This window comes from Mucilaginibacter hurinus (assembly GCF_003324525.1).
Classification (GTDB): Bacteria; Bacteroidota; Bacteroidia; order Sphingobacteriales; family Sphingobacteriaceae; genus Mucilaginibacter; species Mucilaginibacter hurinus.
Genome location: NZ_QGDC01000003.1, coordinates 313,626 through 330,047, shown reverse-complemented (window position 1 = coordinate 330,047; position 16,422 = coordinate 313,626). Strand labels below are relative to the sequence as shown.

The 16,422-nt window shown below is 43.4% G+C and carries 10 protein-coding genes; 4 read left to right on the top strand and 6 right to left on the bottom strand.

Annotated features, from left to right (window positions below):
• Nucleotides 1-67: 67 nt before the first annotated feature.
• The gene (locus DJ568_RS07240; protein ID WP_114004589.1) at nucleotides 68-2,041 is read left to right on the top strand and encodes an ATP-binding protein; all 1,974 of its coding nucleotides are present in this window, start codon (nucleotides 68-70) and stop codon (nucleotides 2,039-2,041) included.
• Between the two features lie 133 nt (nucleotides 2,042-2,174).
• On the opposite strand, the gene DJ568_RS07235 is transcribed toward DJ568_RS07240, so the two are convergent.
• From DJ568_RS07235 to DJ568_RS07210, 6 genes are all read right to left on the bottom strand, one after another.
• Nucleotides 2,175-2,483: a Dabb family protein gene (locus DJ568_RS07235; RefSeq protein WP_114004588.1), complete on the bottom strand. Its 309-nt coding sequence runs from the start codon at nucleotides 2,481-2,483 to the stop codon at nucleotides 2,175-2,177.
• A gap of 64 nt (nucleotides 2,484-2,547) precedes the next feature.
• On the bottom strand, nucleotides 2,548-3,870 hold the full coding sequence (locus DJ568_RS07230; RefSeq protein WP_114004587.1) for an ABC1 kinase family protein: 1,323 nt from the start codon (nucleotides 3,868-3,870) through the stop codon (nucleotides 2,548-2,550).
• Between the two features lie 97 nt (nucleotides 3,871-3,967).
• Entirely contained in the window at nucleotides 3,968-4,621 is a 654-nt protein-coding gene (locus tag DJ568_RS07225) for a TetR family transcriptional regulator C-terminal domain-containing protein (protein WP_114004586.1), read from the bottom strand.
• 384 nt (nucleotides 4,622-5,005) lie between these two features.
• Entirely contained in the window at nucleotides 5,006-6,601 is a 1,596-nt protein-coding gene (odhB, locus tag DJ568_RS07220) for a 2-oxoglutarate dehydrogenase complex dihydrolipoyllysine-residue succinyltransferase (protein WP_114004585.1), read from the bottom strand.
• 147 nt (nucleotides 6,602-6,748) lie between these two features.
• Nucleotides 6,749-9,550 (bottom strand): 2-oxoglutarate dehydrogenase E1 component, encoded by a 2,802-nt coding sequence (locus tag DJ568_RS07215; RefSeq protein ID WP_114004584.1) that lies wholly within the window; start codon nucleotides 9,548-9,550, stop codon nucleotides 6,749-6,751.
• 167 nt (nucleotides 9,551-9,717) lie between these two features.
• The gene (locus DJ568_RS07210; protein WP_114004583.1) at nucleotides 9,718-11,661 is read right to left on the bottom strand and encodes a T9SS type A sorting domain-containing protein; all 1,944 of its coding nucleotides are present in this window, start codon (nucleotides 11,659-11,661) and stop codon (nucleotides 9,718-9,720) included.
• A gap of 472 nt (nucleotides 11,662-12,133) precedes the next feature.
• On the opposite strand from DJ568_RS07210, the gene DJ568_RS07205 reads away from it, so the two are divergent.
• The 3 genes from DJ568_RS07205 (at nucleotide 12,134) to DJ568_RS07195 (ending at nucleotide 16,393) form a co-directional block, all read left to right on the top strand.
• On the top strand, nucleotides 12,134-14,551 hold the full coding sequence (locus DJ568_RS07205) for a TonB-dependent receptor (protein ID WP_114004582.1): 2,418 nt from the start codon (nucleotides 12,134-12,136) through the stop codon (nucleotides 14,549-14,551).
• Between the two features lie 70 nt (nucleotides 14,552-14,621).
• The gene (pnuC, locus tag DJ568_RS07200) at nucleotides 14,622-15,251 is read left to right on the top strand and encodes a nicotinamide riboside transporter PnuC (protein WP_114004581.1); all 630 of its coding nucleotides are present in this window, start codon (nucleotides 14,622-14,624) and stop codon (nucleotides 15,249-15,251) included.
• 44 nt (nucleotides 15,252-15,295) lie between these two features.
• On the top strand, nucleotides 15,296-16,393 hold the full coding sequence (locus tag DJ568_RS07195; protein ID WP_114004580.1) for an acyl-CoA dehydrogenase family protein: 1,098 nt from the start codon (nucleotides 15,296-15,298) through the stop codon (nucleotides 16,391-16,393).
• Nucleotides 16,394-16,422 lie beyond the last annotated feature (29 nt).

Here is a 16,422-nt window from a genome sequence, read left to right as displayed (position 1 = left end):
AGGATGACAATGGATCAATATTGTCTCCGGTAGCTGACCGGCTCACTTATTACAACACACTTATTACATGAAGACCATATTCATTTATTTATCCTTATTGCCATGCCTGGCGCTGGGGCAAAGCAAAAGCCCGAGGGTTGACAGCTTGAAAAAACTCCTAGCAGCTGCAAAGTCAGACACGCAAAAAGTAAATCTGTTAAATAAAATGGCGTATACCATGTGGGAGACGGAATTTGACCGGTGTATACAAAATGCCACGGATGCTATATCACTTGCTTTAAAAGCCGGCTATTACCGGGGAGCCGCAGAAGCATATCTTCATCGAGCAGATGCATACTGGGCTAAAATTGTGCCTGATTCGGCTATTGCCAACTACAAAACAGGTATTGCCATGAGTAAAAAAGCCAAATATTGGAAAGGCATGGCGCAGGGATACATCGATATGGCGGTGATTATACGTAACCAGGGCAAATACAGCGAGTCGATTACATACTTTCAGAAAGCGGCTGATATTTTTGAGAAGATACATGATCTTGACGGAAGCTCAAACAGCTGGACTATGCTGGCAAACAACTTTAATCATATGGATCAGTTTGACAAAGCTTTGGCTGCATATAAAAAAGCATATGAATTGCGGGTAATTATTAAGGATGAGGTGAAGGCTGCGCAAAGCCTGGCGGGCATGGGCCTTACATACCGCAACATGCGGTTATTTGATACCGACAGAGAAGATAAAACCAAGATGAATTTGGCGGTAAAGTACCTGACCATGGCTCTTAACAAATTTATAGCATTAAAACATGAAGTTAACACCGGCTTAGTGTTTAAAGAATTAGGCATTACTTACCTGCATGAAGAAGACTATGCAAATACTTTAAAATACCTGCATCAGGCAGAAAAGATTTTCATGAAGATAGGCTTTAAGCGCGAACAAGGCGCCTTGTACAAGGGCATAGGTAACGCTTATCTGTACACTCATCAGTACCCTAAAGCACGGCTTTATCTTGAAAAAGGCCTGAAGGCTTCAATTGCCGAGCATTACGACCAGCATATTATGGAGTCGTACCAAGCTTTGTATGAATATTATAAACTTACCGGTAATGCACAAAAAGGTCTCGAATATCATGAAAAGTATGAGATAGCCAAGGACTCGCTAAACAAGAAGATCAACTATGATAAACTGGCAGAGGCGACTACTAAATATGAAACCGAAAAGAAAGAAGCGCAGATAAATCTGCTCAATAAAGAAAATACCATACAAAAGCTATCACTTTCAAAGCAAAAAACCACTACAGGTATTATTGCAGGTGCATTTTTAATAACGGCGGTATTTGGCGGAATGGTGTATAACCGTAAACAGCTACAACAAAAGGCGCTGATGCAGCAAAAACTGATAGAGCAGCAGGACATACTTACAAAAGCGGTAATTGATGCTGAAGAGAAGGAGCGTAAACGAATAGCCAGCGACTTACACGACGGCGTGGGTCAATTATTTTCAGCGGTAAAATTAAACATGAACGGATTATTTGACCGCATTACCCTTGAGCGTGAAGAAGACCGCTTTTTAGCAGAAAATACCCTGGCGCTTGTAGATGAAAGTTGCAAGGAGGTGCGCATAATATCACACCGGATGATGCCTAATATGCTGCTGCGCTCAGGAATAGCTTCTGATTTGAAAAGCTTTATTGAAAAAATAGACGGCGACTCGCTGAAAGTTACGCTTGAAGCCAACGGATTTAAAGATAGGTTGGAGAGTAACGCTGAGACGATGCTTTACCGGGTAATTCAAGAGACGGTAAGTAACGTTATAAAACATGCCGGCGCTACCCGGTTGGATATTTTGCTCAATCGTGATAAAGACGGAATAACGGCTTGTATTGCCGACAATGGTAAAGGTTTTGACACCGGCCAGATTGGAAATTTTACCGGAATAGGCTTAAAAAATATTATTACGCGTATAGAGTACTTAAAGGGTAATATTGACTACGACTCGGCTCCGGGAAAGGGCACCACGGTAAATATATGGGTGCCGGTGGCTTAAGACCGGTGATTTTTAAAACACGTCATTGCGGACCATGGAAAGAATTTCCGGATATGCTATTAGCTAGCAAACAGTTCAGAGATTGCTTTGTGCCCCGCAATGACTTTTCTTACGAAAACTGTCGGTAAATTAACTATGCGTTTACGCTATCCTGAACTACTACTTTCTCCCAAAGCGATTTGCATTTTTCAACAAACGCATGATGATCAGGATGGTCCTGGTATATTTCCTGATCTTCAGGAGTGTCAAATAATATCAGCAGTGATACATCGTATGTACGGTCGACAACATCACGAAAAGTTTCGGCCGGTACGCCAACGTGATAGTCACGAACCTCTTTAATCGATGAAAGCTTATGCAATTCCTCTATTAGCAGTTCCCTGTCGCCACGGTTTTTAAGCCAAAAATGTACGTGATGAGTAAAAGTGTTTTTTAATAGCATGATGATTTTCTTTAGTATCTGTCGCGGGCATAATCCCGCCAGGCAGCAAATTTATAAATAGGTTTTAATAAGCCAATACCACATGCGGTTTATACGTATCGGTTTTTACCCGGGCTTTTAACTCGTGCAGTATGTTATATAAACCAAAATTGGTACGGTTTACATATATAAAGTGCTTTACACCACGGGCTTGCTTAAATTCTGGCATCTTAGCTATCTTTTCGCCATATCGGTACAGTTCGTCAAAAAACTCGGTACGGCCAAAATCAAACGAGTTGGTACTGTAAGGCATAGCAAATAAGCCTATCATTTCTTTATAAATGTTATAATAAAATTCAACTTGCGCGGCGCTATCGTTAGCATGTATCATGTCCAGTTGACGGAAAGCTTTAATAATTTCCTCCTTGTTATCAAGCAGGCTGGTTGAGGTAAGGGAGAAAAACGGCGTATAAAAATCTTCCGGCATCTCTTTTATGCAACCAAAGTCTATCACACCGAGCTTACCGTCAGGTGTAATCATAAAATTGCCGGGATGAGGGTCAGCGTGTACGGCCCGCATTTCGTGTTGCTGGTAGTTATAAAAATCCCAAAGTGCCTGGCCAATAGTATCACGCAGTTCCTGCGTAGGATTGGTGTTTAAAAACTCGCGCAGGTGCTTGCCCTCAAGCCAGTCCATAGTTATAATGCGTTTGCTTGAAAGTTCAGGGTAATACCCCGGAAAAACCACATTATCTAATATCGAGCAAGCCTTTGAAAATTCGATAGACCGCCGCACCTCCAATTCGTAGTCGGTTTCTTCTACCAGCCGTTCTTCTACTTCCCGCATGTAAACATCCAATTCCTTCTCGCTCATGCCTAACAGGCGGAAGGCAAACGGCTTAACCAGCTTCAAGTCGGACGAAATGGAGTCGCCCACGCCGGGATATTGAATTTTAACAGCCAGTTTTTTTCCATTAAGTTCTGCCTCATGCACCTGGCCTATTGAGGCGGCATTGGTACTCCGTAAATTGAACTTATCATATATTTTGTCGGGCGTTTTGCCAAAATGCTTTTTAAAGGTTTGTACAATAAGCGGTCCGGACAAAGGCGGTGCGTTATATTGCGATTGCGAAAATTTATCCACGTAAGCCTGTGGAAGCAGGTTCTTATCCATGCTGAGCATTTGCGCCACCTTTAACGCGCTGCCTTTAAGCTCACTTAGTGATTGATAAATATCTGCCGCATTATCCTCATTCAACTCGGTTTTATCCAAATCCGGATTAAAGAGTTTTTTTGAGTAATGCTTGATATAATTACCGCCTATTTTAATACCGGTAGTTACAAATTTTGTGGAACGTTGTACTTTGCTGGTAGGTATGCTGTTTTGTTCTTTGGGCGTGTCGCTCATGATGATATAAGTGCTGTAAAAAAACCAATCGCTTGCTGCAACACAGGCATGGTAAATCTCAACCGGGGTGCGTCGAAAATTAACGCCGGGGCAGTAATTAAAAGCCCATCTTTTCCTTTAAACTTCCGCTTTTATACAGAAATTTCCCATAGTCAATTAGGTTGTCTATCGGACTGCGCTGAAAAAGGTCGAATGTTACATTAACGCCTTTTTCAATAGCTTCGTCGGTTTGCTCAAAGCCGGCAGAATTATCTTTTATCCAAAAGTTCAGCAGAAAGCCAAATTGCAGCCAAAGCGCGTCTTTATAACGTTTTGCAAAAAATTTACGGTCAGACAGTTCGCCGGTTTCCAGTCCTTCTTTCAAAATTTCGTCTGCAAAATCTTCAAAAATGTCTTTTAAAGGTTCAAATATAGCCGGCACACTTAAAGTACGTGGCTGCTTTTTTACCGAGTAAACTACAAAACTGCGGTTAGCTTTTATCAATTCAAAGAAGGCGTAGAAGAAGGACAGTGCCTTTTCTCGTGCCGAATACTGCACCCATACCTCCTGGGACTTTATCTCAAAAATGGTTTTTTTAGCAAAATCAGCCCATATATTTTGCTCAACAGCATTAAACGAACCGAAGTAGCGATAAAATTCATCTTCAGCCATTTTATTTTTTTTAGCAAAGATATAAACCGACTTAGGTTGTTCATCTGTAGTAAGTACGTAATCAATATATGCTTTTTGTATGCTGTCGATGGTAGCCATGGTTTAATGTTTTTCAGTATAAATATACGAAACCTATGCTGTACGGGATGTCATGGTTTTATAATTAAACGACTGGCACAGCGGTATATTATCGGTATGAAATTTCTGAAAACACTATATAATATTTTACATGTACACTTTATGTTCTATTTTAAAGCTCACAAGTTGCAACGCGAGAAAAAATGATAAAACTGCGTTGCGAAAGTCTGTTGTAACAGGTTATTTGTCACTCGACTCTATTATAGGAATGAAACAGATAACTAGTTCATGGGACTTTATGCCAAAATGCTATTTAACTCCCACATTGAAAGACTTCTAGTACAAAATCCTGATTAATAAAAAAGCCCGGGCTATCCCGGGCTTGTCATATATTTTTAATGAGGATTATACACTTAACAGCAACCTTGCCGGATCTTCAAGCAATTGCTTTACGCGTACCAGGAAGCTAACCGACTCACGGCCATCAATAATACGGTGATCGTATGATAACGCCACATACATCATCGGGCGGATAACCACTTGTCCGTTTACTGCTACCGGGCGCTCAACGATATTGTGCATGCCCAATATGGCCGATTGCGGCGCATTGATAATAGGTGTTGACATCATCGACCCAAATACACCACCGTTGGTAATGGTAAATGTGCCGCCGCTCATTTCCTCAATACTTAACTTATTGTCGCGGGCTTTTCCGGCAAGTACTACAACCTCTTTTTCAATTTCAGCAAGGCTCATCTTATCGGCATTGCGAATAACCGGTACCACTAAGCCTTTAGGGGCCGATACTGCTATTGAGATATCCGCATAATTGCTGTATACCACTTCTTCACCGTCTATACGGGCGCCCACGGCAGGCCACTCTTTTAACGCTTCGGTAACTGCTTTGGTAAAGAATGACATGAAACCTAAACCTACACCATGTTTTTCTTTAAACTTATCTTTGTATTTGCCACGTAATTCCATGATAGGAGACATATCCACCTCGTTAAAGGTGGTAAGCATGGCAGTTTCATTTTTTACCGCAACCAGGCGTTTGGCTACCGTTTTACGCAACGACGACATCTTTTCACGACGTTCGCCCCGTTCGCCTGTTGGCGTAGCTGATGCGGGAGCAGCACTTGGTTTAGCTGCGGGTGCGGTTTCAGTTTTGCTTGCCTCGGGGGCAGCGGTTTTTTGCGCGTTTAACGCGTCGCCTTTGGTAATCCGGCCATCCACACCAGTGCCGCTTACACTTTGCGGGTCAACACCCTTTTCATTTAATATTTTAGCAGCAGCGGGTGAAGGTACGCCTGATGCATAGGTTTTATCTTTGGATGATTCCTGAGCAGTAGCTGATGCAGGAGCGCTATCTTGTGCCGGGGCTTTTTCTGCTGCCGGTGCGCTGCCGCCGGATATAGTAGCCACTACGCCGCCTATAGGTAATGTATCACCTTCCTTAGCCTGCGTTTTTAAAACGCCGGCCTGCGGTGCTGTAAGTTCAAACGTTGCCTTATCTGAATCCAGTTCGGCTATCACCTCGTCCATGGCAACCTGGTCGCCATCCTTTTTTACCCAGTTAGCCAGGGTAACCTCGGTTATTGACTCGCCCACCGGTGGAACCTTTACTTCAGCCGCTTCGCCGCTTGCAGCAGCTGGAGCCGGCTCAGCTTTAGCCTCGGCCGGGGCTGACTCGTCAGCTTTGGCCTCCTCTTTGGCAGGTACAGGGGCGGGGGCGCTATCCTTTTGTGCCTGTTGCCCGTTTCCCTCGCCTTCTTCAATGCTTGCTACTACGGCACCTATGGCAAGTGTATCGCCCTCTTTGGCTATAGTTTTTAAAGTTCCGGCTTGCTGTGCTGTAAGCTCAAATGTTGCTTTATCTGACTCTAACTCGGCTATCACTTCGTCCATAGCCACCTGGTCGCCGTCTTTTTTTGTCCAACTGGCTAAGGTAACTTCTGTTATCGATTCGCCTACCGGCGGAACTTTTATTTCTAAACTCATATGATGTGTTATATGTTGTGTATTGTAAGTTACATGCAATAGCTTACAGTTTATAACTTAACTATTTATCTGATTAGTGCTGTGCTGCAAGTGCGCGGTTAGGCTGCCGGAAATATCCTGCAATTTGCAACAGGCAACCTGCTAAACTTAATCAGCGCCAGTTTCGGCCATCTTTTTTGTTGTTTTGTTAATGGTTTCTTTTACCGTTTTGCTTCCCTGTGTTTCAAAAGCTTTATTAATAATGTACAGTTGCTGCGCCGCATGTTGCTTAGCGTAACCGGTAGCTGTGCTGCTGCCTTCAATACGCGAAATAATATCCAGCTTTACTACTTTATCATTATGGAACTTGCGGCAAATATAAGGCCATGCACCCATGTTCTCAGGCTCTTCCTGTACCCATATAAACTCTTTGGCTTTGGCATATTTTGCTTTAACCTTTAGTATTTGATGAACAGGTGTCGGATATAATTGTTCTACCCGCACAATAGCTATATCAGTACGTTTTTCTACCTGTTGTTTTTCAAGCAGGTCATAATATACTTTACCTGTGCACAATAACACCCTTTTTATCTTTTTAGGATCGGCATTTACGTCGTCAATCAGTTCATGAAACCGGCCGTGCGTAAAGTCCTCCAGCTTTGACGCGCATTTGGGGTTACGCAACAAACTCTTAGGTGTGAAAATCACCAATGGCTTCCTGAAACCGCGCTTAAGCTGCCGGCGTAAGATATGGAAGAAGTTAGCCGGTGTAGTACAATTGGCCACCTGGATATTATTATCTGCACAAAGCTCCATAAAACGCTCGACACGGGCGGAAGAGTGTTCCGGACCTTGCCCCTCGTAACCATGCGGAAGTAACATCACCAGGCCGTTACCACGCTGCCATTTTGTTTCGGCGCTGGCTATATACTGGTCAATGATAATCTGGGCGCCGTTAACGAAGTCGCCAAACTGCGCTTCCCATATCGTTAAAGCGTTAGGGTTTGCCAGGGCATAACCATACTCAAAGCCCAGTACGCCATACTCAGATAAAAGCGAATTGTAAATATTAAACGGTGCCTTGGTATCTAAGCTGTTTAATGGTATATATTCATCTTCAGACTCGGCAAGGGTAACAACAGCATGCCTGTGCGAGAAGGTGCCCCGCTTTACATCTTCGCCGCTTAACCGTACAGGGTGGCCTTCTTTAAGCAAGCTCCCGTATGCCAGCAACTCACCCATTGCCCAATCGAACACACGGGTTTCGTTCACCATTTTTTTGCGGTCTTCAAACAGCTTCTCTATCTTTTTAAAGAATTCTTTTTCCTTAGGTAAGTCAGTTATCTTATTGCCTATTTCAAGCAGTTCCGCCTCGGTAATGGAGGTGTCAACGTGTACCAGCAATTCTTTTTCTGACGGAAGGTGAAGGCCTGACCAGGCACCGGCAAACATCGGGATGGTTTCTGTAAACCTGTCCTGTGCTTTTACTTCATCTAACTGGCCCTGCAACAGGTCGCGAAATTGTTTTTCGGCATCCTTCGCAAACTTTTCGGTTACGCTGCCTTCTGCAATCAGTTTTTTCAAATACACTTCGCGCGGATTAGGGTGGGCATCAATAGCCTTATATAATACCGGCTGGGTGAATTTTGGCTCGTCAGCTTCGTTATGTCCGTACCTGCGATAGCATAGTATATCTATAAAAACATCATCATGGAATAACTGGCGGTACTCCATAGCTAAATTAATTACATAGGCCAAAGCTTCTACATCGTCGCCGTTTACGTGGAAAACCGGCGACAGCACTGTTTTAGCCACGTCAGTACAGTAGGTACTTGAGCGCGCGTCCTTAAAGTTGGTAGTAAACCCTATCTGGTTGTTTATTACAATGTGTATAGTACCACCGGTGCGATAGCCCTCAAGCTTCTCCATCTGCAATACTTCGTACACAATGCCTTGTCCGGCTATAGAGGCATCACCATGTATTAATATAGGGGCGATCTTAGTGTAGTCGCCGCCATATTTAAAGTCTATTTTTGAACGCGTAATGCCTTCAACTACCGGGTCAACCGCCTCAAGATGCGAAGGGTTGGGGCACAAGCTTAAATGAACTTTTTTACCATTTGCCGCGGCTACATCGGTTGAGAAGCCCAGGTGATATTTTACGTCGCCCCCATGTGGCGATTCTGAATCAAAGTTCTTACCCTCAAACTCAAAGAAAATTTCTTTGTAGGTTTTCTCCATAATATTGGCCAGCACGTTCAAGCGTCCGCGGTGCGCCATACCTATAATAAATTCCTCGATTCCTATTTGCGCGCCTTTTTGTATCACAGAATCAAGCGCGGGTATCATTGCCTCGGCGCCTTCAAGTGAGAACCTTTTTTGTCCCAGGAATTTAGTGCCTAAAAAGTTTTCAAACAAAACGGCCTGGCTAAGCTTGTTCAGCATCAGTTTCTTTTGCTCCGCAGTAAAATCAGGCTTATTTCGCTGTTTTTCCATGCGTTCCTGAAACCACTTTATTTTTATAGGATTGCGGATGTAATGATACTCAGCACCAATAGTACCGCAATAGGTTTCTTCAAGCAATTGCCGTATGTCACGTAGGGTGGCCGGACCGAGGCCTACTTCAACACCTGCATTAAACACGGTGTCCATATCGGCTTCACTAAGCCCGAACGTTTCCAATTCTTTACCCGGAAAATATTTGCGTCGCTCGCGTACCGGGTTAGTTTTAGCAAACAAGTGTCCGCGGCCACGGTAACCCTCTATCATGTTTAAAACATTGATCTCTTTCAGGAAATGGTCAGAAGTTTCAGGCGTAACGGGCGTAGCGTTATCGCTAAGTCCGAAATCAAACCCTTCAAAAAACTTTTGCCAGCCGTAATCAATGGATTCAGGGTCTTGCTTATAGGCTTCGTATAAAGAATTTATGTATGCAGCGTTTCCGCTGTTTATGTAATCCTGCTCGCTCATTTTAAATGATATCTTAAAATCATGCAAAAGTAAACATAAGGTATCACAAACGTTAAATTTTTATTGGTAAATCGATAAATTAACGCATTTTTTGCAGGCGTGAACGATAGTGGCAAATTACCTTGTTAAAATTTAGTGCCGGATAAGCGTAGTGTGCTTGCTTAGAATTACTTTTTATCTGTTATAATAATTTTCCTGGCTACCTTTTGTCCGTCAATATCAAGCTGCATTATATAAATCCCGCTGCTAATATTACGGCTTATGTCTATTGTTTCATTTATCTGGCCTACGCGGTCTGAATGGAATACCAGTTTGCCCTGAGTGTCATATATCGTCATTTTTACTTTTTGATATACACTGCCGCCTATATCCAAAGTAAATTTTCCGTTCGACGGATTCGGATATAATTCTACTGCTACGCGTTTCCGGTTTTCACAGTCGGCTGTGTGCTGCCAGGCGGTTATGCTTACATCTATCTTTTTCTCTATCGAGTTGATCAGGTGTACACGCTCACTTAGCTGTGTTTCTGGCTGCAAATACATATTGTACTGGGTAAACCACAGGCGGTTGAGGTCGCCGGCAAAGCGTATTTCCGTATTAGGCAGCGCCGTAGGTCTGTTCAGCGGGTCTTTCCTGCGTATAGTAATGCCGCTTGCTCCCCATGCTACGGCGTCGCCCGTACATTGTGGTTCAAAGCTATCTGGCTTGTCACTGTCATAATAATAGGTAGACTCAAATACCCCGGTGACATTTTCAGGGTTATGGAGCAGATTATACCTGAATATAGATCCTGACGTGCTGTTTATCATTTCCCATTTTACCAAACCAGGCTTAACCACGTCATTTTTACCGTCAATTAAAATGCCCGTATAGGCATGGCCATTTATTGTTTGCGACGTGCCCGGCATGTTGTTATTATTATTGTAAATCATTTTGCCGGCCAGTGGGGCGTAGTCGTAAAAATCCATTATACCGTCAATAGGATGAACACGCAGATAAGTGTTTATTACCTCCATCTGGTCATAACAAATATTATCACGTTGAGTTAACGGGCCGCTGTTGCACCCCATAAATGAGCGAATGCATCTTAGCGGGCCATTTATGTTTGCTATAAAAGCGCCTTCGTAACCTTTTCTGCTTGTTGCTTCAGTGCCATCTAGGGGCCTTCGTGTTTGATCGTCATTAGCCGTCCCGGAAAAAGTGTATTCGTTACGATGGCACGTTCGTGCCTGGTTTACGTTTAACGGTATCAAACTAAGTTTATGTCCGTCGAGGACATTTTGGCGCGCCGACTCAAGCATTCCCTGTGTAGCGGGCGTAGTAATAATCAAGCTGTTCTCTATCCACCTGTCACCAAATCCCTTTATATAATGGGGGGTAACAACAGTGGATGTTTCCGGATTAGGCCCAAACTGCCGGTTGTAATATTCTTTATAGTCGGCAGGACCTCTTGTTATGTTGTTTCGTTTAAAATTAAAATTATAGGTAACAGGATGTGTAAGCCCTGCATCCTGCTGTAAAGCATTCCCTGTTAATGGCGACTTGTAATTTAAATCGCGTCTGAAAATGTATATGTAACTGACCAGCCCGGTTACCGGGTCGGTATTCCGTATCTGCACTCCTGAACAATGGTCGATACCGAGCGGAAAAAGTTCATCACCCGGTGGTATTGTTCCTCCATCGCGAGCCATATATACCAGTTCGTCGTTATCGTCGAAAAGAATGTTCTCATCAGGTCCTGTAAATGTATTGGCATCAGCATATACTAAAAACGAATTTTTGCCACCCGTTTTACCATCATAATCATATTCCAAATTTATACCGCCGTCCCAGCTGTCCGCGGGATTAGCAGTTTTCATGGTGCCGGCGTTGTTATAAATCTGTGCGCCGGTCACTTTCTTCATTTCATCAATTTGTATAATTATTTGCTCCCATTTGGTGGTATATTTAAAACCTACCAGGTCGCCTGGCTTATAAACGGCAAGCATAGGCAGCTTATCGCCCTTTATAACAACAGGTTGTATCGAAAGCTGTAAATCTGCATGTTGGGCCCGGCAGAGGTTAGAGAAAGATAGAAGGATTACCAAAATAACGGTAATTTTTATTTTCATAAGGATATAGGTGTTCGCTTCAAAACTACGCTAATTGTGGTGTAAAGCCAAATTTACCTTAAAATACGGTTGCTGTATCATTTTATTGGGTTCGTATCCCGGTTGAACCAATCGCCGGGGTAAGATTTATTTCGTAAGAAAGATTCCTCTTATCACAATATTTGAATAAATGCACATTAGTCAAATTTCTAATCACGATAAAAAGTATATCTTTGCGTCATAATTCTCAAGGGGTGCCTTGCTTTGGTTGCAAAACAAACTGCAGATTGTTTTACCAAACTGAAAGACGGGCTGAGATCATACCCATACCCCCCAGCCTCCTAAAGGCGGAGCCTTAAACGCTCCTCCCCTCCAGGAAGCCGGGGAGTGACACCTGATCCGGGTAATGCCGGCGTAGGGAGAGGTAATAAGTTAAGTGTACTGCTGTTCACCCTGGCAGCAGATGGTTTAACTAGTATTTATTTTAAAAGCATTGAAAAATTTATTTGCGGCGGTAGTCGCCCTGCTGTTGCCATTTGTGGCATCGGCCCAGTTTTCCGTTTCCGGAAAAATCACTACGCAATCGGGCAATGTACTGCCCGGGGCTACAATTAGTATTACGAAAACTGCTCAAAGTGCTGTTGCTGATGCTAACGGCGAATACACGCTAAGTAACCTTGCTGCCGGGAGTTATACAGTAAAAACAAGTTACATTGGGTTTGTTACTGTAAGCAAAAATGTTGTTTTAACCAGCAACCTGATGCTTAACTTTGAGCTGGCTACTGAAAGTGTACAAACCGAGGAGGTGATTGTTACGGCTACACGTGCGGGTAAAAACTCACCTACCGCTTTCACCAATCTCAGCAAAAAGGACATCGAAAAAAATAATTTCGGCCAGGACCTGCCTTACCTTCTTAATCAAACTCCATCGGTTGTGGTTACTTCAGATGCAGGTGCGGGTGTCGGTTATACGGGCATCCGTATTCGCGGGTCAGATCCAACGCGCATAAATGTTACTATAAATGGTATTCCTTACAATGATTCAGAAAGCCAGGGTTCATTTTTTGTTGATATTCCTGATATTGCTTCATCAGTAAACAACATCCAGGTACAGCGTGGGGTAGGCACTTCAACCAACGGCGCGGGCGCTTTTGGCGGAAGTATAAATATACAAACCGCTACACGCCGGGATAGCGCTTATGCGGAATTGAACAATTCATCCGGTTCATTCAACACGGTTAAAAATACGGTTAGTTTGGGCACCGGTTTGCTGGGCGGGCATTTTATTTTCGACGGCCGCCTGTCAAGGATACATTCTGACGGATATATTAACAGGGCTTCCTCAAATTTGAAATCATATTTTTTGAGCGGCGGTTATTACGGCAAAAATACCACCATTAAGGCCAACGTTTTTACGGGTTATGAACGCACTTACCAAGCCTGGAACGGCGTACCCGATTACGAGATATTGAATAACCGCAGGTACAATGAGTATACGTATGAAAACCAGGTGGATGACTATACCCAAAATCACTACCAATTACTTATTGACCACAGGCTTACTGATAAGTTATCCTTTAGCGGTGCTTTGCATTATACTAAGGGCAGAGGTTACTATGAGGAATTTAAGGAAGATGCTGCAGTTGAAGATTATGGCCTGGCGCCTGTTATATATGGCAATGATACCATTTATACTACCGATCTTGTACGCCGCCGTTGGCTGGACAATGATTTTTACGGAGTAACATATGCCTTAAAGTACCTGCCAACAAATAACCTTAATTTAAACCTTGGAGGAGCCTATAATCAATACGAAGGTAACCACTTTGGCCAGATAATTTATAGTAAGGAGAGCATAGGCATTAACCCTGAGCATGAGTATTACCGCGAGCATGCCAAAAAGAATGACTTTAACATATTCGCACGGGGCGAACTTACATTAAATAATATAGTTCTGTATGCAGATATGCAGTACCGCCATATTTATTACTCATTTCTGGGTTTTGACCGTAACCTTAATAATATTCAGCAGGATGCTACGCTTAACTTTTTTAACCCTAAAGCAGGCATTACGTATAAGTTGGATGACCGGCAAAATATATACGCTTCATTTGCCGTAGGTAACCGCGAGCCTAACCGGAATGATTACACCAATTCGTCGCCGCAAAGCCGGCCAAAACATGAGACATTGTATGATTTTGAGGCTGGTTACCGCGCTGGCGGTGGTCGCCTGTCCGGCGGCATTAATGCATTTTACATGTTGTATAACAATCAGTTAATTGTAACCGGGCAGTTGAATGATGTAGGTGCCGCTATCCGTCGTAACGTAAAGGACAGTTACCGCGCGGGTATAGAGATAGATGGTAACCTGAAGCTTACTGACCGGCTAAGTTGGGCCGTTACAGCCAGCATAAGCACTAACAAGATTAAAAACTACGGGCAATTTTTTTACAACTATGATGATGACAGCCTGGTAGAATTGCAGCTAAAAAAGACAACCATTGCTTTTTCACCATCCTTTATAGGGTCAAGCACTATTGCTTTTTCACCAATTAAGGGCGGTGAGATAGCTTTGCTGAGCAAATACGTAAGCAGCCAGTTTTTGGATAATACCATGAATACCAATCCGGCAGGTTTTAGCACTGATCCCTCGCTGGCCGGGAATGCTTACGCGGTCAACCGTCTTATAAGTGGTTATTTTGTTAACGACCTGAGGGTGCGTTATAACTTTACCACCCGCGCTATTAAAAATATCGGTTTGGGACTGCAGGTAAACAACCTGTTTAACGAGAAATACGAGGCGAGTGGTGCCACATATCCGAGCCTTAGCGGCGGCAATATTTATAACTATAATTATTTCTTTGTGCAGGCCACCCGCAATTTCATGGCATCATTAAGCTTATCATTTTAATATACATTAATTAAAGGCAATAGCCTTAGGCGGGTTCCATGCGGAGGCCCGCCTGTTTAAAGTACGCATCATGGCGCAGGAATCTGTTTCGAATCTTATATCCCAGTATGCAAACCTCTTTGCCCAGCAAATAAAGCAAACCGGATTATTGCAATGGATAGCCGTGTTATTCGGCGTAGCCGAGGTACTTTTGGCACGTGTTAACAATATTTTATTATACCCGGCCGGTATAATAGCTACCATACTTTCGGCATATTTACTCATTGAGGTAAAGTTGTTTGCCGAAGCCGCGCTAAACATTTATTATCTTGTGATGAGCATTTACGGCTGGTTATATTGGTTTAGGCGTAAAGGTAATCCGGTTGTGCCGGTGAGCCACGCTACAAAAGGCGAATGGGTAGTAACGCTGGCAATTGTGTGTGGTGGTTGGGCTATCTTGTACTTCCTTCTAGTGTCGTTCACCACATCTGACGTGCCGGTTTGGGATGCATGGGTGTCATCAACGGCGTGGGCAGGCATGTGGCTGTTGGCCAAACGCAAAGTAGAAAACTGGTTGTTGTTAAACTTGTCTAATTTATTTGCAGTGCCGCTTTTGTTTTACAAAGGTTTACCCATGTTTGCAGTTTTAACAATATTCCTTTTCGTTATCGCTTTGATAGGCTATTCTGACTGGAAAAAACTTGCAAAAAGCATTAGATAGTTTGAATCTATGATTTTGACCTTTGGCTATAGATTTTGATTATAATGGAGCATCCTTCAATCTATCTTGAACCTGACTGGGTAAATACCATTCGTACACATGCGCCTGATTCAGAGCGACGCGGTATATTAGGTAATGAACAGCTGGCGCTAATTTATGAGCAAAAATGGTTTAAATTTTTAGTGCCCGAAGCGTATTCCGGGTTACAAATTCCATTACCCCGGCAAGTGCGGCTTGAAGAGGGCCTCGCCTGGGCAAACGGCAGCTTTGGTTGGGTTGTAACGTTGTGTAGCGGTGCCGGGTGGTTTGGCGGATTTATGGAGGCGGAGTTTGCCTCAAAAATATTCAATGATGCTAAACTCTGCTTAGCCGGCAGCGGCGCAGCCACTGGTGCTGCTGTTATTACAGGCAACGGATATGTGATCAATGGCGAGTGGAATTATGCCAGTGGCGTGCACCACGCTACACACATCACGGCCAATTGTATTATTAAGCAGGGCGATAAAACTGTTTTAACTAACGAAGGCAGCCCATTGATACTTCCATTTATAGTCGACAGGAAAGATGTTAGTGTTATACCGGCCTGGAAGTTTGTAGGCATGATGGGTACCGGCAGCGATGCTTATCAAATAAAAAATTTAGCAGTGGATAAAGAACATTGTTTTAACATCAATCCTAAATTTCCCGTAGTAGATGCACCTTTGTATCACTATCCGTTTTTGCAATTGGCAGAAGTTACTTTGGCGGCTAACCTTTCTGGCATGGCTGTGCATTTCACAGACTTATGCAGTAGTATATTCGCCGAACGCATACAGCGATCAGCCACTAGTATGTTACAAAAAGATAAGCTAACCGATATACTTAATGAGGTAGAAACCCGTATAGCAAATGCGCGAACGCACTTCTATACGGTTGTAGATAGATCATGGCAGGTTGTGATTGATAAAAGCACGTTAAGTGAGGAGGCCGCTCATGAGGTAAGCGTTGCCAGTCGCAACCTAGCTAAAGTTTCCCGCGAAAGCGTAGATACCTTATACCCTTACTGCGGATTAATGGCGGCCAACCCTGAAACTGAACTGAACCAGGTATGGCGGGATATACATACAGCCGGCCAGCATAGCCTGCTGACATTTGACGCATAATTTGTAACAACATTATTGGTTTTAAATAA

Coding starts and splice junctions, on each gene's coding strand:
- pnuC (WP_114004581.1), top strand. CDS start 14,622: ATGGCGCAGGAATCTGTTTCGAATCTTATATCCCAGTATGCAAACCTC.
- DJ568_RS07215 (WP_114004584.1), bottom strand. CDS start 9,550: ATGAGCGAGCAGGATTACATAAACAGCGGAAACGCTGCATACATAAAT.
- DJ568_RS07225 (WP_114004586.1), bottom strand. CDS start 4,621: ATGGCTACCATCGACAGCATACAAAAAGCATATATTGATTACGTACTT.
- DJ568_RS07230 (WP_114004587.1), bottom strand. CDS start 3,870: ATGAGCGACACGCCCAAAGAACAAAACAGCATACCTACCAGCAAAGTA.
- odhB (WP_114004585.1), bottom strand. CDS start 6,601: ATGAGTTTAGAAATAAAAGTTCCGCCGGTAGGCGAATCGATAACAGAA.
- DJ568_RS07240 (WP_114004589.1), top strand. CDS start 68: ATGAAGACCATATTCATTTATTTATCCTTATTGCCATGCCTGGCGCTG.
- DJ568_RS07235 (WP_114004588.1), bottom strand. CDS start 2,483: ATGCTATTAAAAAACACTTTTACTCATCACGTACATTTTTGGCTTAAA.
- DJ568_RS07210 (WP_114004583.1), bottom strand. CDS start 11,661: ATGAAAATAAAAATTACCGTTATTTTGGTAATCCTTCTATCTTTCTCT.
- DJ568_RS07195 (WP_114004580.1), top strand. CDS start 15,296: ATGGAGCATCCTTCAATCTATCTTGAACCTGACTGGGTAAATACCATT.